29 protein-coding genes are annotated in these 26,525 nt (G+C 37.6%); 17 read left to right on the top strand and 12 right to left on the bottom strand.

Annotated features, from left to right (window positions below; genetic code table 11):
- Nucleotides 1-3: 3 nt before the first annotated feature.
- Entirely contained in the window at nucleotides 4-1,242 is a 1,239-nt protein-coding gene (locus tag J536_RS09020) for an SGNH/GDSL hydrolase family protein (protein ID WP_032062689.1), read from the bottom strand.
- A 111-nt stretch (nucleotides 1,243-1,353) separates the two neighbouring features.
- Between J536_RS09020 and J536_RS09015 the strand changes: the two genes are divergently transcribed.
- Nucleotides 1,354-2,259, top strand: coding sequence for a LysR family transcriptional regulator (locus J536_RS09015; protein WP_032062688.1), 906 nt, complete (start codon nucleotides 1,354-1,356; stop codon nucleotides 2,257-2,259).
- On the opposite strand, the gene J536_RS26125 is transcribed toward J536_RS09015, so the two are convergent.
- Nucleotides 2,252-2,554, bottom strand: a complete 303-nt coding sequence (locus J536_RS26125; protein WP_016806122.1) for a hypothetical protein — start codon at nucleotides 2,552-2,554, stop codon at nucleotides 2,252-2,254. The two genes, J536_RS09015 and J536_RS26125, sit on opposite strands and share 8 nt — an antisense overlap.
- A 905-nt stretch (nucleotides 2,555-3,459) precedes the next feature.
- Here J536_RS26125 and J536_RS25850 point away from each other — a divergent pair.
- The 3 genes from J536_RS25850 (at nucleotide 3,460) to J536_RS09000 (ending at nucleotide 4,617) form a co-directional block, all read left to right on the top strand.
- Nucleotides 3,460-3,606, top strand: coding sequence for a hypothetical protein (locus tag J536_RS25850; protein WP_002114459.1), 147 nt, complete (start codon nucleotides 3,460-3,462; stop codon nucleotides 3,604-3,606).
- A 265-nt stretch (nucleotides 3,607-3,871) separates the two neighbouring features.
- Entirely contained in the window at nucleotides 3,872-4,300 is a 429-nt protein-coding gene (locus tag J536_RS09005; protein WP_005076565.1) for a hypothetical protein, read from the top strand.
- Between the two features lie 95 nt (nucleotides 4,301-4,395).
- Complete coding sequence (locus J536_RS09000) at nucleotides 4,396-4,617, top strand: hypothetical protein (protein ID WP_002114549.1); 222 nt, start codon at nucleotides 4,396-4,398, stop codon at nucleotides 4,615-4,617.
- Between the two features lie 84 nt (nucleotides 4,618-4,701).
- Here the strand turns inward: J536_RS09000 and surA1 are convergent, their stop codons facing one another.
- From surA1 to J536_RS08985, 3 genes are all read right to left on the bottom strand, one after another.
- Entirely contained in the window at nucleotides 4,702-5,019 is a 318-nt protein-coding gene (surA1, locus tag J536_RS08995) for a surface antigen protein 1 (protein WP_002114287.1), read from the bottom strand.
- 115 nt (nucleotides 5,020-5,134) lie between these two features.
- A complete protein-coding gene (locus J536_RS08990) occupies nucleotides 5,135-5,362 on the bottom strand; it encodes a hypothetical protein (RefSeq protein WP_032062687.1) in 228 nt (75 codons plus the stop codon).
- 279 nt (nucleotides 5,363-5,641) lie between these two features.
- Nucleotides 5,642-6,118: a CinA family protein gene (locus J536_RS08985; RefSeq protein ID WP_032062686.1), complete on the bottom strand. Its 477-nt coding sequence runs from the start codon at nucleotides 6,116-6,118 to the stop codon at nucleotides 5,642-5,644.
- Nucleotides 6,119-6,434: 316 nt separating this feature from the next.
- On the opposite strand from J536_RS08985, the gene J536_RS08980 reads away from it, so the two are divergent.
- Together J536_RS08980 and katE are read left to right on the top strand one after the other, a co-directional pair.
- The gene (locus J536_RS08980) at nucleotides 6,435-7,853 is read left to right on the top strand and encodes an iron-containing redox enzyme family protein (protein ID WP_032034636.1); all 1,419 of its coding nucleotides are present in this window, start codon (nucleotides 6,435-6,437) and stop codon (nucleotides 7,851-7,853) included.
- Nucleotides 7,854-7,894: 41 nt separating this feature from the next.
- Nucleotides 7,895-10,039, top strand: a complete 2,145-nt coding sequence (gene katE, locus J536_RS08975) for a catalase HPII (RefSeq protein WP_081404106.1) — start codon at nucleotides 7,895-7,897, stop codon at nucleotides 10,037-10,039.
- A gap of 54 nt (nucleotides 10,040-10,093) precedes the next feature.
- On the opposite strand, the gene J536_RS08970 is transcribed toward katE, so the two are convergent.
- Together J536_RS08970 and J536_RS08965 are read right to left on the bottom strand one after the other, a co-directional pair.
- Complete coding sequence (locus J536_RS08970; protein WP_032062683.1) at nucleotides 10,094-10,972, bottom strand: SDR family oxidoreductase; 879 nt, start codon at nucleotides 10,970-10,972, stop codon at nucleotides 10,094-10,096.
- 139 nt (nucleotides 10,973-11,111) lie between these two features.
- Nucleotides 11,112-11,513 carry a DUF6367 family protein gene (locus tag J536_RS08965; protein WP_032062682.1) on the bottom strand — a complete coding sequence of 134 codons (402 nt, stop codon included), beginning with the start codon at nucleotides 11,511-11,513 and terminating at the stop codon, nucleotides 11,112-11,114.
- A 474-nt stretch (nucleotides 11,514-11,987) separates the two neighbouring features.
- Here J536_RS08965 and J536_RS08960 point away from each other — a divergent pair, with 474 nt between their 5' ends.
- Entirely contained in the window at nucleotides 11,988-12,986 is a 999-nt protein-coding gene (locus J536_RS08960) for a KGG domain-containing protein (protein WP_032062681.1), read from the top strand.
- Nucleotides 12,987-13,048: 62 nt separating this feature from the next.
- On the opposite strand, the gene J536_RS08955 is transcribed toward J536_RS08960, so the two are convergent.
- A complete protein-coding gene (locus J536_RS08955) occupies nucleotides 13,049-13,282 on the bottom strand; it encodes a hypothetical protein (RefSeq protein ID WP_002114518.1) in 234 nt (77 codons plus the stop codon).
- Nucleotides 13,283-13,569: 287 nt separating this feature from the next.
- On the opposite strand from J536_RS08955, the gene J536_RS08950 reads away from it, so the two are divergent.
- Complete coding sequence (locus tag J536_RS08950) at nucleotides 13,570-14,181, top strand: LexA family protein (RefSeq protein ID WP_005069871.1); 612 nt, start codon at nucleotides 13,570-13,572, stop codon at nucleotides 14,179-14,181.
- Nucleotides 14,182-14,251: 70 nt separating this feature from the next.
- On the opposite strand, the gene J536_RS08945 is transcribed toward J536_RS08950, so the two are convergent.
- Nucleotides 14,252-14,863, bottom strand: coding sequence for a LysE family translocator (locus J536_RS08945; RefSeq protein ID WP_032056392.1), 612 nt, complete (start codon nucleotides 14,861-14,863; stop codon nucleotides 14,252-14,254).
- A 156-nt stretch (nucleotides 14,864-15,019) separates the two neighbouring features.
- Here J536_RS08945 and J536_RS08940 point away from each other — a divergent pair, with 156 nt between their 5' ends.
- On the top strand, nucleotides 15,020-15,475 hold the full coding sequence (locus tag J536_RS08940; protein WP_000376211.1) for an Lrp/AsnC family transcriptional regulator: 456 nt from the start codon (nucleotides 15,020-15,022) through the stop codon (nucleotides 15,473-15,475).
- A 56-nt stretch (nucleotides 15,476-15,531) separates the two neighbouring features.
- Here J536_RS08940 and J536_RS08935 read toward each other — a convergent pair whose 3' ends face one another.
- Nucleotides 15,532-17,148: a purine-cytosine permease family protein gene (locus tag J536_RS08935; protein WP_032062680.1), complete on the bottom strand. Its 1,617-nt coding sequence runs from the start codon at nucleotides 17,146-17,148 to the stop codon at nucleotides 15,532-15,534.
- Between the two features lie 204 nt (nucleotides 17,149-17,352).
- Between J536_RS08935 and J536_RS08930 the strand changes: the two genes are divergently transcribed.
- The 3 genes from J536_RS08930 (at nucleotide 17,353) to J536_RS08920 (ending at nucleotide 22,191) form a co-directional block, all read left to right on the top strand.
- Nucleotides 17,353-20,805, top strand: coding sequence for an ATP-binding protein (locus tag J536_RS08930; RefSeq protein WP_032062679.1), 3,453 nt, complete (start codon nucleotides 17,353-17,355; stop codon nucleotides 20,803-20,805).
- Nucleotides 20,805-21,764 carry a response regulator transcription factor gene (locus tag J536_RS08925; RefSeq protein WP_032062677.1) on the top strand — a complete coding sequence of 320 codons (960 nt, stop codon included), beginning with the start codon at nucleotides 20,805-20,807 and terminating at the stop codon, nucleotides 21,762-21,764. The genes J536_RS08930 and J536_RS08925 overlap by 1 nt, the downstream gene beginning before the upstream one ends.
- A 142-nt stretch (nucleotides 21,765-21,906) precedes the next feature.
- Nucleotides 21,907-22,191 (top strand): GNAT family N-acetyltransferase, encoded by a 285-nt coding sequence (locus J536_RS08920; RefSeq protein WP_005069864.1) that lies wholly within the window; start codon nucleotides 21,907-21,909, stop codon nucleotides 22,189-22,191.
- Nucleotides 22,192-22,286: 95 nt separating this feature from the next.
- Here the strand turns inward: J536_RS08920 and J536_RS25010 are convergent, their stop codons facing one another.
- The gene (locus J536_RS25010) at nucleotides 22,287-22,400 is read right to left on the bottom strand and encodes a hypothetical protein (RefSeq protein ID WP_080759637.1); all 114 of its coding nucleotides are present in this window, start codon (nucleotides 22,398-22,400) and stop codon (nucleotides 22,287-22,289) included.
- A gap of 63 nt (nucleotides 22,401-22,463) precedes the next feature.
- On the opposite strand from J536_RS25010, the gene J536_RS08915 reads away from it, so the two are divergent.
- From J536_RS08915 to J536_RS08895, 5 genes are all read left to right on the top strand, one after another.
- Nucleotides 22,464-23,123 carry an amino acid ABC transporter permease gene (locus tag J536_RS08915; protein WP_002114214.1) on the top strand — a complete coding sequence of 220 codons (660 nt, stop codon included), beginning with the start codon at nucleotides 22,464-22,466 and terminating at the stop codon, nucleotides 23,121-23,123.
- Complete coding sequence (locus J536_RS08910; protein ID WP_000418072.1) at nucleotides 23,113-23,778, top strand: amino acid ABC transporter permease; 666 nt, start codon at nucleotides 23,113-23,115, stop codon at nucleotides 23,776-23,778. The genes J536_RS08915 and J536_RS08910 overlap by 11 nt, the downstream gene beginning before the upstream one ends.
- A gap of 2 nt (nucleotides 23,779-23,780) precedes the next feature.
- Nucleotides 23,781-24,512 carry an amino acid ABC transporter ATP-binding protein gene (locus tag J536_RS08905; RefSeq protein WP_001130360.1) on the top strand — a complete coding sequence of 244 codons (732 nt, stop codon included), beginning with the start codon at nucleotides 23,781-23,783 and terminating at the stop codon, nucleotides 24,510-24,512.
- Between the two features lie 30 nt (nucleotides 24,513-24,542).
- The gene (locus J536_RS08900) at nucleotides 24,543-25,403 is read left to right on the top strand and encodes a transporter substrate-binding domain-containing protein (RefSeq protein ID WP_032062676.1); all 861 of its coding nucleotides are present in this window, start codon (nucleotides 24,543-24,545) and stop codon (nucleotides 25,401-25,403) included.
- Between the two features lie 83 nt (nucleotides 25,404-25,486).
- On the top strand, nucleotides 25,487-26,353 hold the full coding sequence (locus tag J536_RS08895; protein ID WP_032062674.1) for a cysteine ABC transporter substrate-binding protein: 867 nt from the start codon (nucleotides 25,487-25,489) through the stop codon (nucleotides 26,351-26,353).
- 37 nt (nucleotides 26,354-26,390) lie between these two features.
- Here the strand turns inward: J536_RS08895 and J536_RS25005 are convergent, their stop codons facing one another.
- The gene (locus J536_RS25005) at nucleotides 26,391-26,510 is read right to left on the bottom strand and encodes a hypothetical protein (protein WP_002114211.1); all 120 of its coding nucleotides are present in this window, start codon (nucleotides 26,508-26,510) and stop codon (nucleotides 26,391-26,393) included.
- Nucleotides 26,511-26,525 lie beyond the last annotated feature (15 nt).

Here is a 26,525-nt window from a genome sequence, read left to right as displayed (position 1 = left end):
ACATTAATTATGGAGTAACTGGTTTACATCAACCAGATTTGCCATTTGTTGATTCCCACGGTCATTCGGATGTAAATGATCTCCCGAATCATAAATTGGATTTAATCGGTCAGGATGCTTAGGGTCTTTTAAACCTCGCTCAAGATCAAGTACGCCGTCAAATGTATGGCTGGTTCTGATCCAGTGATTAATGCGCTGACGTAATTCATCTTTATTCGGTTGATAGTAGTTATCAAGAGGAGTATTTGGTAAAGCTCCTGAAAATGGTAATAAGGTTGCTCCAATCACTTGAATACCTTGGCGATGTGCTTCATCTACAACACGTTTATAACCTTGAGTAAGTGCTTCAAAAGTCGGTATTTGTTGTTTAGGTGCAAAAGCAGTACCGGGCCATGAAATATCATTAATACCCACCAGAATAATTAATGTTTTCACACCTGAATATTGAAATACTTCTTTTTGTAAGCGTTCTAAAGCACTGTCACCCATACCGTTTGTAAGTAATCGATTCCCTGAAATTCCACTATTAATGACCGCGACTTGATGTGGTGATAAGCGCTTAGCTAAAAAGTCGGTCCATCTTGCATTTGCGTCTAAAGTTGCAGTTGCTCCATCGGTAATGGAGTCTCCAATGACTGCAACAACATGTGCTTTACGCTTTGGTTTTACTTCGATAGCCGATAATAATAATCGTGCAGTTGTGGTTTTGGCACTGCTAGGCGTATTTAGGTTCGCAGTCTGGTTGCCCGTAATGAGCCAACTAGTTTGTTTCGCATCCCAATGAAAAGTTTTAAATGTAGTGGGCTTTTGAATAAAGGTATTTACCATTAACTGTGCATGATCTGGAACAGGAAGCGGGATTGGATCACTTATCAGTTGTTTGCCTGGTAAAATTTGTGCTTTAAGCTTTCCAGAGAAATAAACTGGATAAGCACTCTTTGATTTAAGACTTTGTCCTTTGACTAACCCCACAGTAGTTTTATCAATATAAAGCGGTTGATCACCATATTGATTTGTAAAAACGAGCCTAACTGCTTCCCCACCTAAACTAATTTGACTAATTTGTTTAATGGTCTGATTCGATATTTGATCTGGAATATTGGTCGGGAAAACGAAATATTTATTCCAGACTTTTTGTGGACTAGCTGCCCAAGTGGTAACCCACTGGCTCTTTTGTACTTCTGCTTGTGCAAAGCTCGTAAATAAAACGAGAGAGAATAGGGCGGGTTGATAAAGTTTCATCTCGTGAACTCTTTAAAAGAAATTAAAGTTATCTTGAAACAAATTACTGGCTTGTTATAGCAACATAAGCGGAATAAGATTTGTGAATGAAATTCATAAATAGATTTTGTTATGTCATATTTTGATATTAATCGGTCTGGTGAGTTAGCAATTTTTATTCGAGTGGTCGAGTTAGGAAGCTTTTCAGCAGTCGCAAGAGCTTGTGACATGACGCCGTCTGCGGTGAGTAAGTTAATTTCACGCTTAGAAAAAAGGCTTGGAGTTAGACTGCTTAACCGTTCAACACGTCAGTTTCAACTCACCAGTGAAGGATGCCAATTTTATGAGCAAGGTATTCAAATACTTAATAATCTGGATGAACTAGAACAATCAGTTACGGCAAATCATATGCCACAAGGGCGAATTAGAATCCATACCAGTTTTTCATATTGGACACACTTTTTATTGCCTTGTATTTCTCTATTTAACGAGTGCTATCCACAAATTGAATTAGAGGCTCATTTGAGTGATGAAGTCATTAATTTAGTTGAGCAAAGAATTGATATCGCAATTCGCACAGGACCTTTGAAAAGCTCAAATTTGGTTGCTCGCTCACTTGGAAGCACTCAGAAGCATTATTTATGTTCACCTAACTATATTGAAAAGAATGGTTGTCCGCAGCATCCAGAAGAGTTATACGAACATCAGCTTTTAGACGTAAGTTACCAACGTCAAAATAAAACGTGGCTTTTTAAAAAAGACGATCAAGAAATCACACTTGCTCCCACTAAGGTTTTACGGGTAAATCATGGAGAAGCCATCTTACAGTTAGCGCTTGCAGGTGCTGGTATTGCACAGCTTAACCAATTCCAAGTCAAAAAAGCTTTAGAACAAAAACAGTTGGTCAAAATCCTTGAAGACTGGAATATCAAGGCTTCAGAAGAATTTCATGCTGTTTGGATAGGACACGATAAATATGTCCCTAAGCGCGTAAGGGCTTTTTTAGATTTCTTGGTAGAGCATACAAAAGTTAGTTAATGGAGTCTTTTCTTGCGCTTAACTGACATTGGTGCATAGTTTCATTCATAGTTTCCACAAAGTGCATATTCGCATTAATATTTTGTAAGCTTACTTTGGGTAAGTTCTCTACAAACTGCGGCGAATAATGTTTTTCTAAAGAGTTATAAATACAGTTGCATTGTGAAAGTGCACGACCTGCCCAAACACAATGTGTATTAAATTCATTTTTACTGATAGACCTGCAACCTAATAAACTTATAGAACTTATTAATAGGGTGCAGATTAAAACAATACGATATAAAAAAAACATCATTATTGCTCTTCATTGGTTGTTGTTATCGTTAAGTCATGTTTATAGAAATTTTCTAGTCTTTATCGAGCGTTAAATATGGAAATATTTACTCTGAAAAGATAGGAAAGCAGAAACATAAAACTGTAGGATATTTTCTTGAAAATAGTTTCAGTTAAGTCGATAACGTGATGAAGAGTAGAAGAAAAAACACGATATAAAATAATAGTCATTAGAGACTCCTTGATGAAAGAAGTTGCGCCCAATCACTGCTATTAATTATGGTGGTGAAACGAAAGAGGGTTAGCAGACTGATACCTAAGAAACCAGCACACCCGAAGGTGTCCCACTCCCGTTCCTCCGTCAAAGGCACGAGGGGCTACACACCAAAAAACTTGTTTTTAGTGCGCTTAGGTAGACGGTCTGCTAAAACCGACTGACAAAATAGGTCAGCCGGAGCATCATAAGCTGAGCCTTAAAGCGGGTCAATTGCAAAAATAAAAGATTGGTTTATATAAACAAATATTAATATTTTTAAATTTTCATTAATAAAATAATGAGTTATTTAGAATTGAAAATATTGAATAATGGTTCAATAGAGGTTAAAAAATAATTTTTAATGTTTATATATCAAATATTTATTAATTGTTTATTTATATAGTGTTTGCAAGTAATGACTTATTTCAACATAAGTCAAAAAAGAGCGGGAAATTTTGATTTTATGAATATCATGTAATTAAATAAATAGCCGTTGCCAAATTTTAATTAAAATATCAATTGCAAGAAAAGTAATTTTTTAACATTTATATTATTTAGATTTTTACAAAAGCTTGCACAACCTACAAAACTTAAGAGAACCACAGCGGTAGGCCAACATAAGATAATGTTATTCATAAGCCTACATCTTAAGATTTATAAGGGTGACCTCAATGTTAAGAATTTTTTGTGCAGTGAGTATGGTAGTTGCAATCGCAATGGGTATGAGTGCCTGCCAAGATCGAAATTCAACAGATGATGATGGAACACATGGCTCGAATGACCCAGCAACTACTCAACAAATGGATAAAAACTCATAATTATTTCACTTAAGAAAACCTACATTTATGTGGGTTTTCTTATCGTTATTTTCTATAAAATATGTAACATAATAAAAAAAGCAATTATATAAAAATATAAAATTAATCAATAAATTAGTGTGTTATAGCCTTTATATTAATTTGTTGTTATTGAATTGTTTCCTCAGTAAATTATAGTTTCAAAAAATTAATAAAATAAACACAATAAATTACTTATATTCATCCAAAATTCATTTTAGTGAAAACAATTTTTAAAGGTAAGGATATGCCCCAGTACTTAAAAATAGCTGAGAAAATCTATCAAAATGTTAAGGAAAAAAAAGGGTTTGTAGATGATCCTATGGAAGATCTTAACAATTTAATGATTGAGCTTAGACATGAGATTAAGGGGACAAAACTTAAACTTTTATACAATTATATTGATTTTGCTGAATTGCTGATTAAGCCTCTTCAGGAATCTAAAATTAAATTGGATTTAAGTATTATTCCGAAGAGTAAAAACACACAAGAATTTGTATTGTGGCTTGCAGGTTTTATTGAGCGTATTACCACAGGTGGCCAAGAAAAGTTACCGCCAATTCGCGATAAAGTTGCATTACCTGCATATGCTTATGAAGAAACATATGCAGGTAAAGAAACTCCCGTGAATAACGGGGAAGAAATTATTGAATATTTTAAGAAAAACCAAAATTGATATTTTGTTTACGTACGGCTCAAGTTTATTGTTAGGCTTTTACGTTAAATAAATGGGAAAAACCAGTAACTTTAGTTAAGAGATAAGGTGGCGGTATGTTTGTATATTTTACTGATGGAACTTGCATTAATGACTCTGAAATTTATGGTGTGAAAGCTAAGCAAGAACAAAACAGATATGTCGTAGAAGTTACGATCAAGCCAACACATACACTATCTACAACGCCAGATGTACAATTTAAAAAAGAAATTTTTGATGATCCGCACCAAGCCAATCAATATCTTAGTAATAATTTTAATATGCCGCCATTTTTCTAATTTATAAATATTTCAAATAATAAAAAAGCTTATTTCCCAGGGCCAATAGGAAATAAGCTATATGCTTTGGACCAATTAAGGATGTTACATGTCATCCCATGCATCTTTAATGGCTTGTTTTGCATGTTCCCATTTTAATCGGGACTCAGCTTTGAGCTCTTCCCATTTTTGTTGCAAGCTACCTTCCATCTCTTCAAACTGAGTTCCTTCTTTAGATTCTGAACGGGCACGATGACCTAGTTCATAAGCTGCAGAAAAATCACGATCATAATCCAGATCTGGCGTAGTTAATTGAGCTTCTTGATAATAAGGTCGAGTAAGATAACTTTCTCGCCAGCGAGAGTCAGAATAATTATGGTCGCCAGCTACTAGTTGAGCATGGTCTGTATTTTGATCTGTCATCAGTTTTTCCTCATCTCTTATTTAATTTTATGCTTATGTTAAATTTAGGAAGGTGAGGGCACCTTCCTAAATAAAATGAATGACCGCATCAAATGACATTTAAGTCAGCAACGGATTAGCGTTGCTGATTGTTGTTATTTGAGTTTTGTTGGCCTGAATCTTTTTGATTCGAACCTTGTTGTTGACGGCGGTTGTCATTTTGCTGTTGTTGCTGATTGTTTTGTTGCTGTTGATCGTTTTGCTGCTGGTTGCCTTGTTGCTGCTGGTTGTTACGGTTGTCGTTTTGCTGTTGTTGTTGCTGTTGATTATCGCGTTGATTGCCTTGATTATTAGTAGTGCTCATCTTTAATTACCTCATATCATTTATGATGTGTGTTTTATCTGAGAGCTTCAGATAGATTCATTTAAACATGAAATTTTTTAATGTATAGCTTTGGGGTGTTACCCTATATTTAAATGTAAATTTAAAAATTAAATAAAACCTTGATTTCTATAAAATGTAGTTTTAATCATTAAACATAATTAATATGAATATAGTTAAAATTACATTTGGGTACATAGAGGTTAAATAAAAGCTATGATCATTTCTAAATATGTATTTGTTATCTTTTATGAAGGAAAGCTATTTTTTATTATCTAATATTATATATTCTATATCTTGAGTAATGTAATAAAGCAGTTGTCTAAGTTTAAGATAGGGTAATCCTTTAAATATACGTCTGAAATTATAAAAATTATCTTTATAATAAATGGAATAAAAAAAGGTACCTACAGGTTTTTCTTGAGTTTCAGAACCTCCTTTTTTTAATAACCCGGTACAGGCAATATAAAGATCGGCATTCAAGAGTTCTTTACCTTTTTTGATCATCTCTACAGTGACTTGCATCGACTCAGGCGTATATTTTTCAATGAGTTCTGGTGAAATATGAAGTGTATTTTCTTTGACACGTAGGTCGTAGCTGACCAAGCTACCAATAAGAATATCACCTGAATAGGGACTCAAAGAAAAGCGATAAGCTAAATAACCTGCCGAAGCACTTTCAAAAAAAGCGATTTTAATTTTTTCTTGTGCTAGTAATTTACAACATGAGTTAAACATTTGTATTCTCCTTACAATTGTTTTTAATTTATTTATAAGATTATTTTTAATTTCTTTTTGTTAAGTTTTTAGTCTTTATAATTTTAAAGGTAAGTTAATTGTAAATATAGTTTATTGTTTATATATTTTTTATAAAAACATATAGTTAAATTATTCTAAAGGTGAGAATGTAAGTTTGTGTTATTTTTTATGTTATTGAAATATAAAGTTTTTAAAATTATGAGTTGTTTCTTAATAACGTAATATAACAAAGATAGGCTGGGATTATTGTTCAGTTAAAGTATGGTAATTTATATCTCACTAAAGGAGAATAGAAATGCCTGTTGTAGTGAAAAAAAGATTATTAGACTTATTACAAGATAATCAACAGAACTATTACGAATTATTTGTTTTTTTCCTTGATCCTGATATTTCTAGTTTTGAAAAAGAGAAGAAAGCAAGAGATTTTCTTAATGAAGAAATAGATAAAATAGATCAAAAGGAAATTGATTTTCCTGCAACTATAAATACAGTTAAAGAATGGTGTGAAAATGACAATAAACAAAATTGTGAGTTATTTCAGGCTTATCTAAACCGTAGACAAAGTGGGGGTGAGAGAGAGTATTTCCAGAATGTCGGACAGGCATTTGAATTTTTGATTAAGGTCTCTCCAACTAAAAAGGTCGACGGTGCATGGCTCTATAGCTCAGTTCACTACTGGAACGATCCGGTTTTTCATGACCTTATTATTACTTATCTAGAAGAGCTGGGACTTGGTGAGCCGAAAGCAAATCATGTCTGTATTTATGATGACTTATTACGTAGTCTGGGGCTTGATAGTTTTGATCTGCTTTTAGAGGATGAATACTATCATAATGCCGTGATTCAGCTGGCGCTTGGCTATGCTCCACCTGAGTTTATTCCCGAAATTGTCGGCTTCAATTTAGGTTATGAGCAATTACCACTGCATCTACTCATCAGTAATTATGAGCTTGCAGAACTGGGTATTGATTCTAAATATTTTAATTTGCACATCACTATCGATAATATTGATAACGGACATGCAGATAAAGCAATTAAAGTTATAGAAAATATTTATGATAAATACAGAGATAAAGAGGCTTTCTTTAATAAATTAAAACGTGGTTTTGCTCTTAATAATCATGGTGTTTCTTCTTCAAAAATTATTAAAAATTTAAATCTTGAAGATTTAGTCCTTAAAATTTTAAAAAGAAAAGCGCTCGTGGGGCAGCTTATTCATAACGAAACTAGACAGTTTGGATGTAAAACCATTAACCAATGGTTATCAAACCCAGAAGACGTTAAAGGCTTGGTTACACATCTTATTGATCACAAATGGATTAAATTTAATACCGACCCTGAGCAGAGTGTGTTCTGGCGGATGATTAATGAAGAAAATGGAAAAATGTTTGGGGTATTTAACCCTGTAGAACGACAAATTATTCATGACTGGATTGCAGGTAGTGATCATTCTTCTAACTTCTTGGCTTATAGCAGGGAATTAAAGAATAGCCAGCGCATCCAAGATTATCTATTTAGCTATATTTCTGATGGCGAACTTGATGCGCTCCAAGAGCGTATACGTCATACACCTGATCTTGCCATAAAAATATGCAAGCTGACTCCGTTTTTGGCTCCAGATTCACACCATAAAAGCATTGGGCTTTGGAGCACACGTAAATATGTCGAGCTCCTTTTTCCATATTTAAGTTCCTTTAACAAAACTAACTCTTGAAGTTTTTAATTCACCCCACGTTTAACTTTAAAACATAGGTAATGAACATGACTGATAATGTTAAATCAACAAATAAAACAAGTGAAATGGCTGGTGCTGATGCTGCAAATAAAGCCAATACTACCCAAAAAACTGAACAATTAGACTCAGTCAGAGACGATGCAACCAATGAAGCATTAACCACAAATCAAGGGGTTAAAATTGCTGATAACCAGAATAGTTTAAGAGCAGGTATTCGTGGTTCGACGCTATTAGAAGATTTTATTTTACGAGAAAAGATCACTCATTTTGACCATGAACGTATTCCTGAGCGTATTGTGCATGCACGTGGCGTGGGCGCTCATGGTTACTTTCAGGCTTATGAAGGAAATGAGCGTTTAACAAAAGCTGGTTTTTTGACTGACCCAACCATTCAAACTCCAATTTTTGTACGCTTCTCAACAGTGCAGGGACCACGTGGTTCTGCTGATACGGTCCGTGATATTCGTGGTTTCGCCATTAAGTTTTATACCCAAGAGGGTAATTTTGATTTAGTGGGCAACAATGCGCCTGTGTTTTTTGTGCAAGATGGGATTAAGTTTCCAGACTTTGTTCATGCAGTAAAACCTGAACCAGATACAGAAATACCAACAGGAGCAACTGCACACGATACTTTTTGGGATTTTGTGTCTTTAGTACCTGAGTCAGCACACGCGGTGATTTGGGCTATGTCAGACCGTGCAATTCCACGTAATTTACGCTCAATCCAAGGGTTTGGGGTTCATACATTCCGACTCATTAATGCCGAAGGAAAATCACATTTTGTGAAATTCCACTGGACCCCTAAACAAGGTTTAAGTGCGTTAGTTTGGGATGAAGCTCAAAAGCTTGCTGGTAAAGATCCAGATTTCCACCGTCGCGATCTTTATGAAGCCATTGAAAATGGGGTTTATCCTGAATGGGAACTCGGTGTACAAATTGTTGAAGAAGAAGACGAGATGAACTTTGACTTCGACTTATTGGACCCGACAAAAATTATTCCTGAAGAGTTGGTTCCAGTGACACCAATTGGCCGATTTGTTTTAAACAGAAATGTAGATAACTTCTTTGCAGAAACAGAGCAGGTGGCTTTCTGTCCGGGACATATTGTGCCAGGAATTGACTTTACAAATGACCCGCTTCTACAAGCACGTCTATTTTCATATACCGATACACAGTTAAGCCGTTTAGGTGGACCAAACTTCCATCAAATTCCGATCAATAAACCTGTGTGCCCATTCCACAATAATCAACGTGATGGTATTCACCAGCATACGATTCATAAAGGGCAGGCTTCATATCAACCCAACTCAATTGATAATGATTGGCCAGCCGAAACGCCACCTGCTGCTTCAAATGGTGGTTTTGAAAGCTATCCTGAACAGATTAGCGGACATAAACTTCGTCAAAGAAGCGAGACTTTTTCTGATCATTTTTCACAACCGCGCCTTTACTACAAGAGCCTTGCCCCTCATGAGCAAAAGCATGTGGTCGATGCCTATACTTTTGAGTTAAGTAAAGTGCAACGAAAACACATCCGTGAGCGTCAAGTTCAACAAATTTTAGCAAATATTGATCTCGACTTAGCACGACAAGTAGGTGCTAATTTAGGAATTGAAGTGCCTGATTTGACGCTAGATTATAAAAAAACCGCAGTTGAAAAATCGGCGAAATTATCTTTCTTGGCTTTCCCGCCCCAAGATATTCAAGGTCGAAAAGTTGCAGTACTTATTCATAATTTAGTGAAATCTGATGCATTAGAAGCGATGAAAAACTGGGCAATTAAAGAAGGGGTGACTCTTCATTTATTAGCGCCAAGCTTAGCTCCTGTAAAAGATCATCAAGACAGTATTATTACGGCTGATGGCATGCAGATGGCTGAACCGTCAATTGCATATGATGCAGTGATTATTCCTGATGGCGATAACTTAAATGTCGTCATGCAAGACGGAGTGACTCGCCATTATCTATTAGAAGCCTACAAGCATTTAAAACCAATTGCATTTTTAGGTAATAAATCTGATTTACTTGAACCGCTAGGTTTAGTTCCCGATGAAGGCACTCTAGTTGGGGATGAATTCCAGCCGATTGCTGAAAAGTTCAAAAACCTGATTATGGCTCATCGTGTTTGGTCACGAGAACCAATAGCTGCCCACATACCAGCTTAAAAAACAAAAAGCCCTGAAAGTTTTAACTTTCAGGGCTTTTTTATATTTTAGGAATTAACCATTTACGATTTGACCACCATTTACATGAATGACCTGACCTGTAATATAACTTGCATCATCTGAGGCAAGAAAAAGATAGGCGGGAGCAACTTCACTTGGTTGTCCCATTCTTCCCATTGGGGTATCTTTACCAAATTCTTTAACGGTTTCTGCATCGAAACTGCTTGGAATTAATGGTGTCCAGATGGGTCCTGGTGCAACACCATTTACCCGAATTCCTTTTTTCTGTTTCATTAAATTGTTCGATAAGCTACGCGTAAAAGTTGTAATCGCACCTTTGGTACTTGCATAATCAATGAGCTCATCATGGCCTTGATAGCTGGTAATACTGGTTGTATTAATAATACTGTCGCCTTCTTCCATATAAGGAATGGCTTCTTTAGTAAGATAAAACATTGGGAAAATATTAGTTTTAAATGTCTTTTCTAATTGCTCATTACTAATACTTTCAATTTCTTTTTGTTGATATTGCACACCAGCGTTATTCACTAAAATATTAATTTTGCCGTAATGTTGTAGAACTTTATCAATATCAAGTTTTGCAACATCTGGGTCAGAAATATCACCTTTTAATAAAAGGCAATGTTGTCCTTCTCTTTCAACGAGTAGTTTAGTGATTTCGGCATCTTGATCTTCTTCGAGATAAAGTATCGCAATATCAGCGCCCTCACGAGCAAACAATACTGCGACAGAACGACCTATACCGCTATCGCCACCACTAATAACGGCAACTTTATCTTTTAGCTTATCGCTACCTTTATGGGTACTTTTTATTATCTCAGGTTCAGGGTGCATTTTTTCCTGATCACCTGGTTGATGAGATTGAACTTGTGCGGGGGCAGATGTTGGATACTGGTTTGTTGAGTTTTCCATTTTTAAATACCTCGGTTGTAATATCTAATTTTCATATAGTGAGCTGTTACCGCGTAAATGTGAGTAAAATGAATTTTTTAATAAGTTGTCTTTGTTATTTTATTTGTAAGGATGTAAAAAAATATTTTATATTTGAGGGCTAAATAATATCGATTAACTTGATTTTGTTTTTATCAATCATGCTTTCAATAATAGATCTATTTCCTGTATCCTCTAACCAGTTTTCTATCGGTATATTATTAGATAAATCTAATATTTTTTTAATAATTTCTTTTGCTCCATCTATATTTTCTGAATTTTTATTATTTTTAATAGCTATATTATCTAGCAACAGTTTTATATCTTCATGTTCTATATTTTCTGACTTAATAATATATAAGTCTCTTTGGAAGGGATGACTTGCATGAGGTGGGTCTAATCTATAGCTCCATTCTTTGTCATAGTCCTGCCATGAGTTTTTGGACTTAATATGTCCTAGTAAAATTTCAGGGATAGAAATATGGATATATTGCAGAGCTGACTGTTGATTTTTTAATTGCATAGTTAAGTTACTCAAACCATCTTATTAAAATTAGTTTTAAATATTCATATTAATCTCTCAAGTAAATTAATTCTGAAAATGTAATGATATATGTTATTGTTTTTTAATTAAAAAAATTGTTTGCTTGTTATTTTCTCAATAGATCTGGTGTTGTGTTAGTTTACTGTTTTGTACGTTTTGAAATTTTTTGTTATCAGTTAAATTATTTTAACTGTGTTTGTAAAAATATATTGTAGTGTGCCCTTAGGTAATAATGAGTATATCCAATATTTAAAGAGTAAAATTATTAATAATTAAAATTTTTAAAATATTTTAAAAATAATGTGTTTATAAGAAATTTCATTTTTTGATTGATATACATTTAAAAGGATTGATACATCACTTGAGTGGGAAAATATTATAGATATTCTATTGTTATTAAATCCGTTAACTAAAAGCGGTAGTGACTATAATTAAATATAGGAAGATATAACTATGGCTAATACTAGATATGAAGATGATGATAACAATAGAACAGGTACTTCAAATCGTGGATTTGCAAGTATGGATCCTGAAAGAGTACGAGAAATAGCCAGCAAAGGTGGGCGAGCTGCTCACGCGAGTGGTAATGCACATGAGTTTACCTCTGAAGAAGCTCGTGAAGCTGGCCGAGCAGCCCATGCAAGTGGTAACGCTCATGAATTTACGTCTGAAGAAGCGCGTGAAGCGGGTGCATTAAGCCATAAAAATGATGGCCGTAATGGTCGTGGCCGCGGTCGTGATGATGACGACAATGATGACGATCGCGGTGGCCGCTCAGGCGGTCGAGGTCGAAGCCGTTACGACGACGATGATGACGATGATCGCGGTGGCCGTTCAAGCGGACGAGGCCGAGGTCGCAGCCGTGATGACGACGATGATGACGATGATCGCGGTGGCCGTTCAAGCGGACGAGGTCGTGGTCGCAGCCGTGATGATGATGATGACGACGATCGCGGTGGCCGTTCAGGCGGACGAGGTCGTGGTCGCAGCCGTGACGATGATGATGACGATGATCGCGGTGGCCGTTCAGGTGGCCGAGGTCGTGGTCGCAGCCGTTATGATGACGACGATGAAGATGACGATCGCGGCCGTTCAGGCGGACGAGGCCGAGGTCGTAGCCGCGATGACGATGAGGATGACGATCGTGGCCGCTCAGGTGGACGAGGTCGTGGCCGCAGTCGCGATGACGATGATGATGACGATCGCGGTGGTCGCTCAGGTGGACGAGGTCGTGGTCGCAGTCGTGATGACGACGATGATGATGATCGCGGAGGCCGTTCAGGCGGACGAGGCCGTGGCCGCAGCCGTGATGACGATGATGATGACGATCGCGGTGGCCGCTCAGGCGGACGAGGTCGTGGTCGCAGCCGTGATGACGACGATGATTATGATGGCCGTGGTCAAAACTCTCGTAATCAAAAACGTGATGCCTACGGACGTTTTACGTCTTAAGCAGAATGTTTTAAAAACAAAGGAGGCTTTTGCCTCCTTTGTTTTTAGCTTACTTACTGTATTTACTGAGGGAGAGGTTGTAGGCCTTTTACAATATCAAGGTATTCAGAACCGTTTAACCAAAAAGATTTTTTCAAAAAAAGTGTCGTCATAATACTTTCGGCTGCTTCGCTATCTGGATTTTCACAAAATAATCCGTAGCTTTCACCTAAAACCGCATCATTTTCAATTAGGCGAATATAGTAAGCATGTTGCTCATTTGCATAACCTAAAACCGCATCACGTTGATTTTTCATTTCGCATGTCTCCATACCAAAAACTGAATTTAACCAGAATGTTAAGTGTTCAGAATCTCATTTGATAAAAATCAAAAAAACAGTCAGCGATAACGACTATTTCGAAATAGGTTTTGATTTTCTTCAAATTGCCATTTTGGTTAAAACATCCCTGTTAAAAGCAAAATGGATTAAAATCTGATCATGAGATTTATTGTTATGCAAAAAAAATATTTCGTCAACTTGAAAATGTAACTTTTTCAAGTTACATTGTTTGTGTAGGATTTGAACAGTGGAATGGAGGCAATATGCCAAAGAAAAAAGAGTTCGAGCATGGCGGTGCACGAGAAAATGCCGGACGTAAAGCACAGTTCAATGAACCCACCAAAGTCATTCGTGTTCCTGAGTCTCAAGTTAACTTTATCAAAAATTGGTTACTGAATAATGTCAAAACCAATAACTTGACCGACTTTAACTCAAAACTTAATGTCCAACAGGTCCACCCGAATAACGATAAAATCTACCATATTCCTTTGGCAACTGAACGTGTTGCGGCAGGTTTTCCTTCGCCTGCGCAAGATGATATTGAGCAAGCACTCGATTTAAATGAATATTTAATTAGAAATGAAAATGCCACGTTTATTGTCAAAGCCAACTCTTTATCCATGTTAGATGCTGGAATTGATATTAATGATCCGCTTATTGTGGACCGTAGCATTCCCGCTAAATCGGGTGATATTGTGATTGCACTCATCGATAATGATTTCACTGTGAAGCGCTTAATGATTGATAGTCAATTTCATCCACCTAAAGTTTGGCTAAAAGCAGAAAATCCTGATTATCAGAATATTTATATTGAAGAGGGGCAAGAACTGGTTATTTGGGGAGTCGTGACTTATAACCTCAAACGAATGAGATAATTTTTTCTTATATTTATTATTTAAGTTACTGACCTGAAATCGAGGCCAGTAACTTTTTCCTAAGTGACTTTTAAATTTGCCCAATCAATAAGCACGTTGCGATAACGACCATTAAACCACCTGAAAAACGGCCGACTAACTGTGCTGCTTGTGGTCTGGTTTTCAAAATAGCCTCTGAACCATAACCCACCATTAAGTAAATTATCGCGCAGCTAATCATATGGACAACACCGAAGGCAAGAATTTGTGTTGTCACTGTCCATGAAGCAGTAGTGTCAATAAATTGAGGAAGCAGTGCTAAAAAGAGCAAAAAAACTTTCGGGTTTAAGCCACTTACATAAACGCCTTTGGTTGCCCAGCTCAACCATGACTGAGCTTTTTCAGAACCAGACTCGTTCGGAGTAGGAGGGGTAAGTAATAAGTTTATTCCCATCCATAACAAATAAGCAGAACCTGCAATTGTTAGGATCATGAGTGCAGTTGGATTATTTGCTACAAGCAGGCCAACACCAGCCGCCACCAATAAAATCGTAATAAAGTGCCCAAACAGCATACCTGCGACAGCAGGTACGACGACTTTGCCTTTAATCCCTGCGGAAATGGCATAGGCCCAGTCTGCCCCTGGCGTAATAATAAAAAGAATGGAGACACTCCAAAATGCAATAAAAATATTAAAAGCCATATGCTTATCTCGGCAAACTATTTTCCAAAGGTTTCACTCGTGGTTTAGAAAAAATCACTATTTATTCGAGCTTGTTGAAAATAATATGCTCATGTATTTAGAATGTGCTTTTAAATGTTTGCTCATATCACACTCATTTGGGGTAAATTTTTCTAAATGGATCGCACAGATAAAAAGATTCTTGCTGAATTGCAATTAAATGGCCGATTATCTATTACTGAATTGGCAGAAAAAGTCGGTTTGAGCATTTCACCTTGTCATAGACGAGTGAAGGCTTTAGAAGAGTCAGGAGCTATCAAAGGTTATCGGGCAGAACTCGACCCAAACTTAGTTGGATTTGAATTTTCAGCGATTGTTTTTATTACGCTTAAAGAAGGCGATAAACAGGCAGTCGAGAAGTTTGAAAATGCCGTAATTGATATTCCACAAATTATTCAAGCGCAGCGTTTGTTTGGTGAGCCAGACTATTTGCTGCATGTGGTCGCTAAAGATTTGCCAGCTTTTCAGCGTTTGTACGATGAAAAATTATCTGCTATTCCAAGTGTGCAACGACTCATCTCAACCATTGTAATGAAAGATGTGGTGCCTGAACGTTTATTTCCGATTGGCTAAGAATCATCAGATATAAAAAAGAAGCTTTAAAGCTTCTTTTTTAGTTTTAAGAATATTTAAACATCGAGTGTTTTACACAAAGAACAGATCGTGCCGTTATGTTTGTGAGAGAACATAATATCTGGACGTTCATAACCTTGCTCACATACGCGGCAGTGATAAACAGTTGCTACAGGAGTACCTTCAGCATCATAACGTGGTTCTTTAATACCGTCATCGTGTGACTTGATGTAGTATTTTCCTTTGGTTAATAAGCCCATGATTGGTGTTAATACAAAGGCAAGTACAAGTGCGATAAGCGGTGAGTAAGGCGCCAAGAAGCTACCCAGTAATCCGAAGAATGCTGCAATTGATAAGCCTGCTGATACAAGGAACGCAACCATACCGACAGGGTTTACGTTGTATAGCATGTCACGGCGGTATTCTGGTTCTTTCGGTGAAAGTTTTAACACATATTTGTTAATTGAAATATCTGTTGCAACAACCACAACCCAAGCAATCGCAAAGTTTGAATAGAACCCTAAGATTTTACCCAGTACCGCAAACATGTTGCCTTCCATTAAAGCAAGCGCAATTGCCAAGTTCACCATCACAAACACAATACGACCAGGATAATGTTTGCTAATACGAGTGTAGGCACTTGTCCATGCAAGGGAACCAGAGTAAGCATTAGTCACATTAATTTTAATTTGAGAAATAACTACCAAAATCACTGCAAGTGTTAAAGCTGCCCAGCCCGGAAGCATGTCATGAAACGCTGCATTAAACTGTTGAACAGGTTCAGTGCTGTTTACGCCCGGTATTTTAGTAAGTAAATAGAAACCTAAAAATGCCCCAATAATTTGTTTAATCGCCCCTAAAATTACCCAACCCGGACCCGCTGAAATAACCGCAGCCCACCATGCTTTGCTATTTTCTTTTGTTTTAGCAGGCATGAAGCGTAGATAGTCAATTTGCTCACCGATTTGCATGATTAGCGATAAACATATACCAGCACCTAACATGATTGCAGCCATGTCTACAGTTGCAAAACCTTCGTTACCTGTGAAAGTTGCAAACTGGCTGACTAAGGTTGGTTCTTGATAAATCAGATAGGCCACAGGACCAATCATTAGAACGAGCCAAAGCGGGGTAGTCCAGACTTGTAATTTACTTAAGGCTTTCATACCGTAAATCACCAGCGGTATGACCATAACTGTTGAGATGAGATAACCTGCCCAAAGCGGAATACCTAAACCGAGCAATAATCCTTGCGCCATGATTGAACCTTCAAGGGCAAAGAAAATAAAGGTAAAACTGGCGAAAATGATACTGGTCAGGACTGAGCCGATATAACCGAAACCTGCGCCGCGGGTAATCAAGTCAAGGTCGATGTTATAGCGCGCTGCGTAGTAGGCTAAAGGAATGCCAGTTAAGAAGATAATAATCGCTGCAAATAAAATGGAGAAAACAGCATTGGTTGTTCCGTAAGACATACCAATACTGGCGCCAATAGAAAAGTCAGCAAGATAGGCAATACCACCAAGTGCAGTAATAGCGACAACTTTGGGACTCCAGCGCCGAAAGCTGTGTGGAGCATAACGTAAAGTATAATCTTCTAAGGTTTCATTCACTGCTTTTTGTGAATCTGTACCTTGCACAGTGTCCAGATTTGGATGTTCAGATACACTCATAACATCAATCTCCCAATCATTTTCGGTCAATCAACACAAATATTGATCATTGTTTTTTGATGTTTTTGAGTGTGTGATTTTTGGGAAAAATTGAAAATACGTTATTTTGCGTATATGTGCGTATTCGAGAAAATCGCCATGATAAATGACTTTTGGCATAAGGATTGCTGGATTTAATACAGCCACCTGCCAAATACGAGTGTTATGTCAGATTCTTCACGCCCCCAACAAGCGCCGCAACGTGTGATCAAAACACGCCGTGAATATAATATTTGGGTGGCAGATGAAAGCATCGAAGATTATGCGCTCCGCTATGCACCTACCTCAGTAAGAAAATGGTCACCTTGGACCGTTACCAACACCGCAATTTCGACCGTTAGCTTTTTGGCTATGGAAGCCATTGGGGCAACCATGCTTTGGCAGTATGGCTTTAGCAATGCAGTATGGGCAGCAATTGTCGTATGTACCATTATATTTTTAACCAGTTGGCCGATCAGTTATTACGCTGCAAAATATAATGTAGATGTTGATCTGCTTACTCGTGGTGCAGGTTTTGGCTACATTGGCTCGACCATTACATCTCTAATTTATGCGAGCTTTACCTTTATTTTGCTTGCGTTTGAAGCTGCAATTATGGCGATGGCACTTGAACTTGCTTTAGGTATCCCGCAAGTTATTGGTTACTTAATTTCTGCCTTAGTGATTTTGCCTTTAGTAGTCAAAGGCATTGGTTTTATTAATAAAGTTCAGGCGATCACACAACCAATCTGGCTCTTATTGCTGTTGTTACCGTGGTTTTTTGTACTTTGGAAACAACCACAAATTTTAAGTAGTAGCCTGCATTTTGTTGGGGCGGTTTCAAACTCAACTGACTTTAATCTGTATTACTTTGGTGCGGCGTGCACTCTTATTTTTTCATTTGTGATCCAAATTGGTGAGCAAGCCGACTATTTACGTTTCTTACCGCAAAAAGAAAAGAACAGAACTGCATGGCGTTTTGCCGTTTTTCTAGGTGGTCCATCTTGGATTATTTTTGGATTTCTAAAAGTTCTAATGGGCATGCTGCTGATGGTGTTGGCTTTTCAGCTGTTTATTCCTGTCTCTGAACTAGACAATCCGACTTATCTATATTGGGTTGCCTATCAACAATTTATTCCAAATCCTCAGCTTGCATTAATTCTCACATTAGTACTGGTTTGCTTGGCGCAAATTAAAATTAATATGACCAATGCCTACGCTGGTTCATTGGCATGGTCAAACTTTTTTGCGCGCTTAACTCATAGCCATCCGGGGCGAATTGTTTGGCTTCTTTTTAACGTGTTTATTGCCATTATTTTAATGGAAATGGGAATTAGCCATGCGGTTGAACGCATTTTGGGACTATATAGCAATATCGCTTTGGCATGGATTGGTGCCGTTGTTGCCGATTTAATTATCTGTAAACCTTTAGGTTTAAGCCCGAAAGGAATTGAATTTCGCCGTGCTTATTTATATGACATTAACCCCGTAGGTGTGGGTGCCTTAATGATTGCCTCAGTGTTATCGATGCTCAGTTATTTGGGCTTTTTTGGACTCATGGCAAAAGGTTTGGCGAGTTTTATTGCTCTGGGGAGTGCTGTGTTATGCGTTCCTGTTATTGCTTACCTAACCAAAGGGAAATATTACATCGCACGCCAGCCTGAAAAAAATCAGGCGACTTCGGTTGCTAACTGTGTGGTATGTGAAAGGGACTATGAACTTGCCGATATGGCGGGTTGCCCAGCCTATAACGGTACGATTTGCTCTCTATGCTGTTCACTTGAAGCACGCTGCCACGATTTATGTAAACCCGATGCACGTTGGTCAGTACAACTCAAAAAAGCCATCTGGCACTATTTACCAGAACGTTGGGCCAGCCGTTTAAATAGTCGGGTCAGTTTATATTTATTACTGACTTTAGGGCTGTCTATTGTTTTGGCAGTGAGTTTAAGTCTGGTTTATATCCAAGAAAAAACCTATTTAGAAACCATTGATGCGGCAGCCGTTCCTCAGTTATTTACACTGTTTGTCAAAATTTACACCATTTTATTTTTATTGATGAGTGTTGCTGCATGGTGGTTAGTGTTAAACGATGAAAGCCGTCGTAATGCTGAAATTGAGACACACCAGCAAACAGCATTATTGATTGATGAAATTGCTGCCCATGAAGTCACTTCAAAAGACCTGCAAGATGCCAGAATTTCGGCAGAGCGAGCAAATGATGCAAAAAGCCGTTATGTCATTGGCATTAGCCACGAACTAAGAACACCTCTAAATAGTATTTTGGGCTATAGCCAATTGCTTCAAAAACAAGAGCAGCTTTCAGAACAAGGCAAAATGGCGCTCGGGGTGATTAGCCGTAGTGGCCAGCATTTGACTTCACTCATTGACGGTTTATTAGATTTAGCACGCATTGAAACAGGTAAAATTTCTTTAAATGTAGTGGATGTTCATTTTCCAAATTTTATTGAACAGATTATTCAAATGTTTCAGCCACAGTTTGAACAGAAGAATTTACAGTTTGTTTATGAAATTGGAGAGAACCTACCGCACTATGTTCGTACCGATAAAAAACGCTTAGAGCAAGTGCTCATCAATTTACTGGGCAATGCTTTAAAGTTTACGACGAGCGGCACAATTACTTTGAAAGTCGAGTATCGTTTTCAAACGGCTTATTTTGAAATTAGAGATACGGGCTGTGGTATTGCCGAGGCAGATTTAGAACGAATTTTTAACCCGTTTGAACGGGGCAGTAATGTAGTGCAAGGCGGATTTACCGGAACAGGACTCGGACTACCAATTGTAAAATTGTTGGTCGATTTACTCGGTGGACAGTTATCTGTGAGTAGCCAGCTCAATCAGGGTTCACAATTTAAGATTAAGTTTTACTTACCTTCAAAAGAAGTAGTTCATCCAATTTCTAATGTTTACTCCAATCAAATTACGGGTTATCAAGGCGAACGAAAACGAATTTTGGTTGTTGATAATGAAGCGGTGGACCGAGGTTTAGTCGCTAATTTTCTCAAACCTTTGGGATTTATGATTGAAGAAGCCGAGTCGGGTATTGACTGTTTAAGACGTGTACCTATTTTTCAGCCGAACCTGATTTTGATGGATTTAAATATGCCTTTGATGGGCGGGTGGGAAACAGCACGATTATTGCGTCAGAATAATATTACCAATGTGCCGATCTTAATTATTTCGGCCAATGCAGGTGAGCGTGAAGTCAATCCACAAGATGCGGTCTTAAGTGAAGACTTTATGTTAAAACCAATCGACCTCAATTTGTTGCTGAGTAAAATTGGAGACAAGTTAGGCTTGGTGTGGATTGATTCCAAATCAGATGCAAACCTTCAAAATAATGAAGTTCAAGCGCTTGATTTAAACGTGTTTAAGCAGGAGCAAGCTGCTGTTCATACATCAATCCAACAACCAGAAGATAATAATTTGCTCGATTTACCGCAAAGCTTGCAGCAATTAAATGATTTAATTGGACAGGGTTATATTCGAGGAATTCAACAGACTTTAATGCAATGCCGTCAAAATTTTCCGGAGCATAACGAGTTATGGGAACAGCTTGAACAGGCGATTCAAAAGTTTGATTTAAAACACGCGCAACGATTAATTCAGGATAAGTAATGAGTACGCAACATGTTTCTTTTCAGCAAGCTTCACCAAACGAGCAGGCTGTTATTCTGATTGTGGATGATGTGCCGGAAAATTTAGGCTTGCTACATGAAAGTCTGGATCAAGCCGGTTATCACGTGCTTGTCACAACGGATGGGTTAAGTGCAATTGAAATTGCCCACCGATGCTTACCAGATATGATTTTGCTTGATGGGAATATGCCACATATGGATGGTTTTGAAAGTTGCATACAGCTTAAAGCGAGTCCAATTACGCAGTTTATTCCTGTTATTTTTATGACAGGTTTGTCTGAGACAGAGCATATTGTGCGTGGTTTTCAGGTCGGTGGGGTGGACTATGTAACCAAGCCCTTGAATATTGAAGAAGTATTAGCAAGGGTAAAAACACATTTGGCACATGCCAAATTATTGCAACAACAAAAACAGGTCATTGATGCAACGGAAACAGCCATTCTTGCGCTAGATGTTCACGGTAAAATTGTGTGGAAAACCCAAAAAGCCAGTGATTTACTGAATCAATATTTACCCGAATTAGAGGGTTTTGAGGCAGGTTTAAAAGCTTGGTTTTCAGACTTAGAGCGTGAAAAAGACCCTAAAAAATTAACTAGCTGTTCTTATTCAACACCATCTCAGCAATTACAGCTTTTATTGCTTATGCCGTGGCAAACTGAACCAAGTGTGGCAAAAAATTATCTTATCCAGATAAAAACTTCTACGCCAGCTTTGGAAATGGCTGATATTTTGAAATATTGCCCACAGTTGACTCAACGTGAGGCAGAAGTCATGCACTGGTTGTTGTTGGGCAAAACCAATAAAGATATTGCAGAAATCTTGGAGCTTAGCCCTCGGACAATAAACAAGCATTTAGAGCATGTTTTTGAAAAACTTTGTGTTGAAAACCGAACTGCTGCGGTGGCGCATATTAATAGTCTGGTACAAGAGTTTCATTGAGTTAATTGAAGATTGTATTTAAAAAGCATACAGACTCGCTGCTAAAAACAGGCTATTTTTTTACACTTAAATTTGTTCTTATAGATAAAGATATATAAAGTCATTTTTAAATAAATTTGAGCCATAATACGAGGAATTCATTGTGAATATTCAACAAAAAGATGATGCAAAACACGGCAGCTTTAGCTTACTTGATGGTGAAACCGTTGCGGGTGAAATGACTTATACATGGGCAGGCGAAGGCATGCTGATTATTGACGCTACAGATGTAAATGAAAATTATCGGGGACAAGGCGTAGGTCGCCAATTACTTGATGCTTTGGTGGCTTTTGTTCGTGAAAAAGACGTAAAAGTAATTCCGCTTTGCCCATATGCTAAATCGGTTTTTGATAAAGACCCAAGCATTGGTGATGTACTTAGAAAGTAAGCAATAGATTAAAAATCATTTAATAGGAATCGGGCGTTAGTGTCCGATTTTTTTATTCATCTTTGTTTTAGTGAATATGTTTTAAGCGGTTGTCTTCAACTGATTTTAAGGTTTTCGATTGCCAGATCGAATTTATCAAACTTATAGAAAAGCTTATCTAATAAAAATAGTTTTAGACCAATTGGGAAAAAAATAAACTCGTTACACAAATATTTAATGGCTGATGAAAGCTAAATATTTATAGCGTTTTAATATTATTTTTGGAATTTTCCTTGAACTGGCAGTATATCCATAGTGTGTTGCCGCAATTTTTCTCTGCAACTTTGACCACGCTGAAAATCTCAATTATCAGTATTATTTTGGCAATTATTGTAGGACTAATTTGCAGCATTTTAATCACATATCGCGTGCGGGTGCTAAATAGAATTGCCCAGTTCTATATTGAGTTATCTCGAAATACCCCTTTATTAATTCAACTGTTCTTTTTGTATTACGGTTTGCCAAAGCTTGGCATCAAAATCGATGGTTTTGCTTGTGGTGTGATCGGACTGACCTTTTTAGGTGGAAGCTATATGGCTGAAGCCTTCCGAGCAGGTTTGCAGTCTGTTGCTAAAGGGCAGATTGACTCTGCAAAAAGTATTGGTCTGCAACCGATTCAAATTTTTAGATATGTCATTTTTCCTCAAGCACTGGCTATTTCAATTCCGGCAATAGGGGCAAATTGCCTATTTCTAATTAAAGAAAGTTCTGTGGTCAGTGCAATTGCTGTCGTTGAACTGCTTTTTGTCACCAAAGACTTAATTGGCATGGACTATAAAACCACAGAAGCTTTGTTTTTACTCATCATGGCTTATCTGATTATTTTATTACCCGTGTCTATTTTAACCAGTTATCTGGAGCACAGAAGTCGGAAGGTGAGCCATGGAACTTGATTATCTATTTCAAGCGAGTCATCTCGAACGTTTAATGTGGGGACTTTGGGCAACTGCAAAAATTGCATTTATTTCAGTGTTTTTCTCTGCAATTTTTGGCACAGTTTTCGGCGTCATTATGACTTCTAAAAACATAGTCGTTAAATCGCTGTGCCGCCTGTATCTAGAAGCCATTCGAATCATTCCAATTTTAGTTTTGCTGTTCGTGTTTTATTTCGGCTTTGCGACATGGTTTAACTGGCAGTTTTCAGCAATGTGGGTGTGTGTTGTTGTGTTTGTTTTATGGGGTACGGCAGAAATGGGCGATTTGGTTCGTGCAGCCATTACTTCAATTGACCAACATCAACGCGATTCGGCCTATGCGCTCGGACTAACTCATGTTCAAGCTTTGATCTATGTCATTTTTCCGCAAAGTCTAAAACGAGTAACACCAGGCGCGATTAACTTATTTACCCGAATGGTGAAAACCAGCTCTTTGGCAGTCCTGATTGGTGTGGTTGAGGTCATTAAAGTTGGCCAGCAAATTATTGAAAATTCGCTGTTGACCGTGCCGAGCGCTTCTCTTTGGATTTATGGCTTTATTTTTATTTTGTATTTTCTGATTTGCTATCCCTTATCTCGTTTGGCGGCACATTTAGAAAAGGTCTGGGAGTAATTATGCCTTTGTTATCGATACAACAATTACAGAAATCATTTGCACAAAGTCATATTTTACAGGGCATTGATCTGGATGTAGAACAAGGAGAGGTGGTTGTTATTTTAGGTCCATCGGGCTGTGGGAAAAGTACCTTATTGCGCTGTATTAACGGCTTAGAACCGATTCAGGGTGGTGAAATTCGTTTAACTGGCTCAGGTGTACTCGGTAAAGATGTGGACTGGACTAACGCTCGTCAAAAAATTGGCATGGTTTTTCAGAACTATGAGTTATTTGGGCATATGAATGTCATTGACAATATTTTGCTTGGACCCCTCAAAGTACAAAAACGTCATCGTGATGAAGCTGAACAAGTAGCAGATGAGTTGTTAAAGCGAGTGGGGCTATTTGAGCGAAAACTTGATTATCCACGCCAGCTTTCAGGTGGACAAAAACAACGTATCGCTATTGTGCGTTCGCTAGTTATGCAACCTAAAGTCATTTTACTTGATGAAATTACCGCTGCGCTTGACCCAGAAATGGTCAGAGAAGTGCTCGATGTCGTACTCAAATTGGCGAATGAAGGAATGACCATGTTGATTGTGACACATGAGATGTCCTTTGCCCGCAAGGTTGCTGACCGCATTATTTTTATGGATAAGGGCAAGATTATTGAACAGGCTTCACCAGAAGAATTTTTTGAACAGCCGAAAACAGAACGAGCGAAAGCCTTTCTAAATATTTTGTCGTACTAAATTTTTATTATTTGAATCATGAGGAAGTGAATGTTTAAACGTAATTCAATAAAAATATTAAGCAGTCTTGCCGTTGCTGGGGTTTTATTAACTGCATGTAGTAAAACGCCATCAACTGAACAGGCAAACAATAGTCAAGAAGACCATTCTTTAGAACAAGTCAAAAAAAATGGGGTTCTACGAGTTGCTGTTTTTGCTGATGATCCGCCGTTTGGTTATGTAGATAGTGCGGGGAATAATCAGGGCTTTGATGTGGCTTTAGCAAAACGGGTGACTAAAGACTTGCTTGGTGATGAAAAGAAAGTTGAGTTTATTGTGACTGAAGCTTCAAATCGGGTGGAGTTTTTAAAATCAAACCGTGCCGATGTAGTGTTCGCGACATTTACGGTAACGCCAGAACGTAAGGAAGTTGTCGATTTTGCCGAGCCTTATTTAAAAGGTGCTTTTGGTATTGTCTCGCCCAAAGCCAAACCGATTACTGACATTGCCCAATTAGAAGGTAAAACCTTAATTGTAAACAAAGGCACAAGTTCAGATACCTACTTTACCAAGCATTATCCAAAAGTAAATTTACTTAAGTTTGAAAGAAACTCGGATGCTTTTAAAGCCTTAACTGATGGTCGTGGTGACGCAATTTCACAAGATAGTACCTATGCTTTGGCATGGGCTGCGAAGAACCCAAGTTATGTTGCAGGTATACAGTCTATTGGTGATCAAGAGTTTATTGCACCAGCAGTGAAAAAGGGCAATACCCAATTATTGAATTGGCTCAATACTGAAATCAAGCAGCTCAGAACAAGCGGTGAAATTAAGAAAATTTATGATGAAACCTTGAAGCCAATTTACGGTGTCTCGGTCAATCCGAATGTGTTTTTAGATGTAGGCCAATAATTTTCGATATCACTAGAGCAGTGTCTGAAAGTAGGCGCTGCTATTTTTAAATAAGACTTTTACAAGAACGATAGGGTGAAATAATGACAACATTAACATTTCAAAACGTGAAGCATATTTTAGCTGCGTCTTTACTGAGTTTAGGTTTAGTTGCATGTGACAAAGGAACTCAGTCTACTGAAAAAACGGCAGATACTACACAAACCGTGTCGAGTATTGAGCAGATTAAAAAGAATGGTGTGGTACGAATTGGTGTATTTAGTGATAAACCGCCATTTGGATATTTAGATGCTCAAGGTAAAAACCAAGGCTTTGATGTAGAGATTGCCAAGCATGTTGCGAAAGATCTGCTGGGTGATGAAAACAAAGTTGAGTTTGTTTTAACTGAAGCTGCGAACCGTGTCGAATATTTAAAAGCCAATAAAGTAGATATTATTTTTGCAAACTTTACTGTTACATCAGAACGTAAAGAAGTGGTCGATTTTGCTAAACCTTATTTAAAAGTGGCACTAGGTGTGGTTTCTCCTAAAAGTCATCCGATAACCGATGTGGCCCAACTGAAAGATAAAACTTTGTTGGTAAACAAAGGTACAACGGCTGATTCATTCTTCACCAAGACTCACCCTGAAATTAAACTACAAAAGTATGAACAAAACACTGAAACTTTTGATGCTTTAAAAGATGGTCGTGGTGCTGCGCTTGCACATGATAACTTGCTGGTTTTAGCTTGGGCCAAAGAAAATCCAAATTACACGGTTGGCATTACCAATTTAGGTGAGCAGGACTTAATTGCACCAGCAGTGAAAAAGGGGGATAAAGAGTTATTGGACTGGTTAAATCAAGATTTAGAGAAACTGGCGAAAGAAGGCGTGATTCATCAGGCTTATGAAAAAACCTTAAAACCAGTCTATGGCGATACGATTAATCCAAAAGATCTATTGGTTGAGTAATTCTAACAAAGAGGACTCTAGATAGGATTTGCTCGAGCTAGGATTCATCTACAGCCTGCCCATAATTTATAAAGATAATGTTTTTGCAATATTTTTTATAGATGTAAACAGTGGTCAGGTTCTGTAGATGAGAAAGTTTTTTGGTTACTTTTTTCAAAAAAAGTAACAGAAT

Source organism: Acinetobacter sp. 809848 (genome assembly GCF_000581275.1).
GTDB classification, from domain to species: Bacteria; Pseudomonadota; Gammaproteobacteria; order Pseudomonadales; family Moraxellaceae; genus Acinetobacter; species Acinetobacter pittii.
The sequence above is the reverse complement of the archived record's forward strand: the minus strand, read 5'-3'. Positions and strand labels throughout refer to the sequence as shown.

Coding starts and splice junctions, on each gene's coding strand:
- J536_RS08925 (WP_032062677.1), top strand. CDS start 20,805: ATGAGTACGCAACATGTTTCTTTTCAGCAAGCTTCACCAAACGAGCAG.
- J536_RS08985 (WP_032062686.1), bottom strand. CDS start 6,118: ATGTTTAACTCATGTTGTAAATTACTAGCACAAGAAAAAATTAAAATC.
- J536_RS25850 (WP_002114459.1), top strand. CDS start 3,460: ATGTTAAGAATTTTTTGTGCAGTGAGTATGGTAGTTGCAATCGCAATG.
- J536_RS09000 (WP_002114549.1), top strand. CDS start 4,396: ATGTTTGTATATTTTACTGATGGAACTTGCATTAATGACTCTGAAATT.
- J536_RS09020 (WP_032062689.1), bottom strand. CDS start 1,242: ATGAAACTTTATCAACCCGCCCTATTCTCTCTCGTTTTATTTACGAGC.
- surA1 (WP_002114287.1), bottom strand. CDS start 5,019: ATGACAGATCAAAATACAGACCATGCTCAACTAGTAGCTGGCGACCAT.
- J536_RS08980 (WP_032034636.1), top strand. CDS start 6,435: ATGCCTGTTGTAGTGAAAAAAAGATTATTAGACTTATTACAAGATAAT.
- katE (WP_081404106.1), top strand. CDS start 7,895: ATGAACATGACTGATAATGTTAAATCAACAAATAAAACAAGTGAAATG.
- J536_RS08970 (WP_032062683.1), bottom strand. CDS start 10,972: ATGGAAAACTCAACAAACCAGTATCCAACATCTGCCCCCGCACAAGTT.
- J536_RS09015 (WP_032062688.1), top strand. CDS start 1,354: ATGTCATATTTTGATATTAATCGGTCTGGTGAGTTAGCAATTTTTATT.
- J536_RS08935 (WP_032062680.1), bottom strand. CDS start 17,148: ATGAGTGTATCTGAACATCCAAATCTGGACACTGTGCAAGGTACAGAT.
- J536_RS08955 (WP_002114518.1), bottom strand. CDS start 13,282: ATGAAAAATCAACGTGATGCGGTTTTAGGTTATGCAAATGAGCAACAT.
- J536_RS08930 (WP_032062679.1), top strand. CDS start 17,353: ATGTCAGATTCTTCACGCCCCCAACAAGCGCCGCAACGTGTGATCAAA.
- J536_RS08965 (WP_032062682.1), bottom strand. CDS start 11,513: ATGCAATTAAAAAATCAACAGTCAGCTCTGCAATATATCCATATTTCT.
- J536_RS09005 (WP_005076565.1), top strand. CDS start 3,872: ATGCCCCAGTACTTAAAAATAGCTGAGAAAATCTATCAAAATGTTAAG.
- J536_RS08940 (WP_000376211.1), top strand. CDS start 15,020: ATGGATCGCACAGATAAAAAGATTCTTGCTGAATTGCAATTAAATGGC.
- J536_RS08905 (WP_001130360.1), top strand. CDS start 23,781: ATGCCTTTGTTATCGATACAACAATTACAGAAATCATTTGCACAAAGT.
- J536_RS08950 (WP_005069871.1), top strand. CDS start 13,570: ATGCCAAAGAAAAAAGAGTTCGAGCATGGCGGTGCACGAGAAAATGCC.
- J536_RS08990 (WP_032062687.1), bottom strand. CDS start 5,362: ATGAGCACTACTAATAATCAAGGCAATCAACGCGATAATCAACAGCAA.
- J536_RS08960 (WP_032062681.1), top strand. CDS start 11,988: ATGGCTAATACTAGATATGAAGATGATGATAACAATAGAACAGGTACT.
- J536_RS08910 (WP_000418072.1), top strand. CDS start 23,113: ATGGAACTTGATTATCTATTTCAAGCGAGTCATCTCGAACGTTTAATG.
- J536_RS26125 (WP_016806122.1), bottom strand. CDS start 2,554: ATGATGTTTTTTTTATATCGTATTGTTTTAATCTGCACCCTATTAATA.
- J536_RS08900 (WP_032062676.1), top strand. CDS start 24,543: ATGTTTAAACGTAATTCAATAAAAATATTAAGCAGTCTTGCCGTTGCT.
- J536_RS08945 (WP_032056392.1), bottom strand. CDS start 14,863: ATGGCTTTTAATATTTTTATTGCATTTTGGAGTGTCTCCATTCTTTTT.
- J536_RS08895 (WP_032062674.1), top strand. CDS start 25,487: ATGACAACATTAACATTTCAAAACGTGAAGCATATTTTAGCTGCGTCT.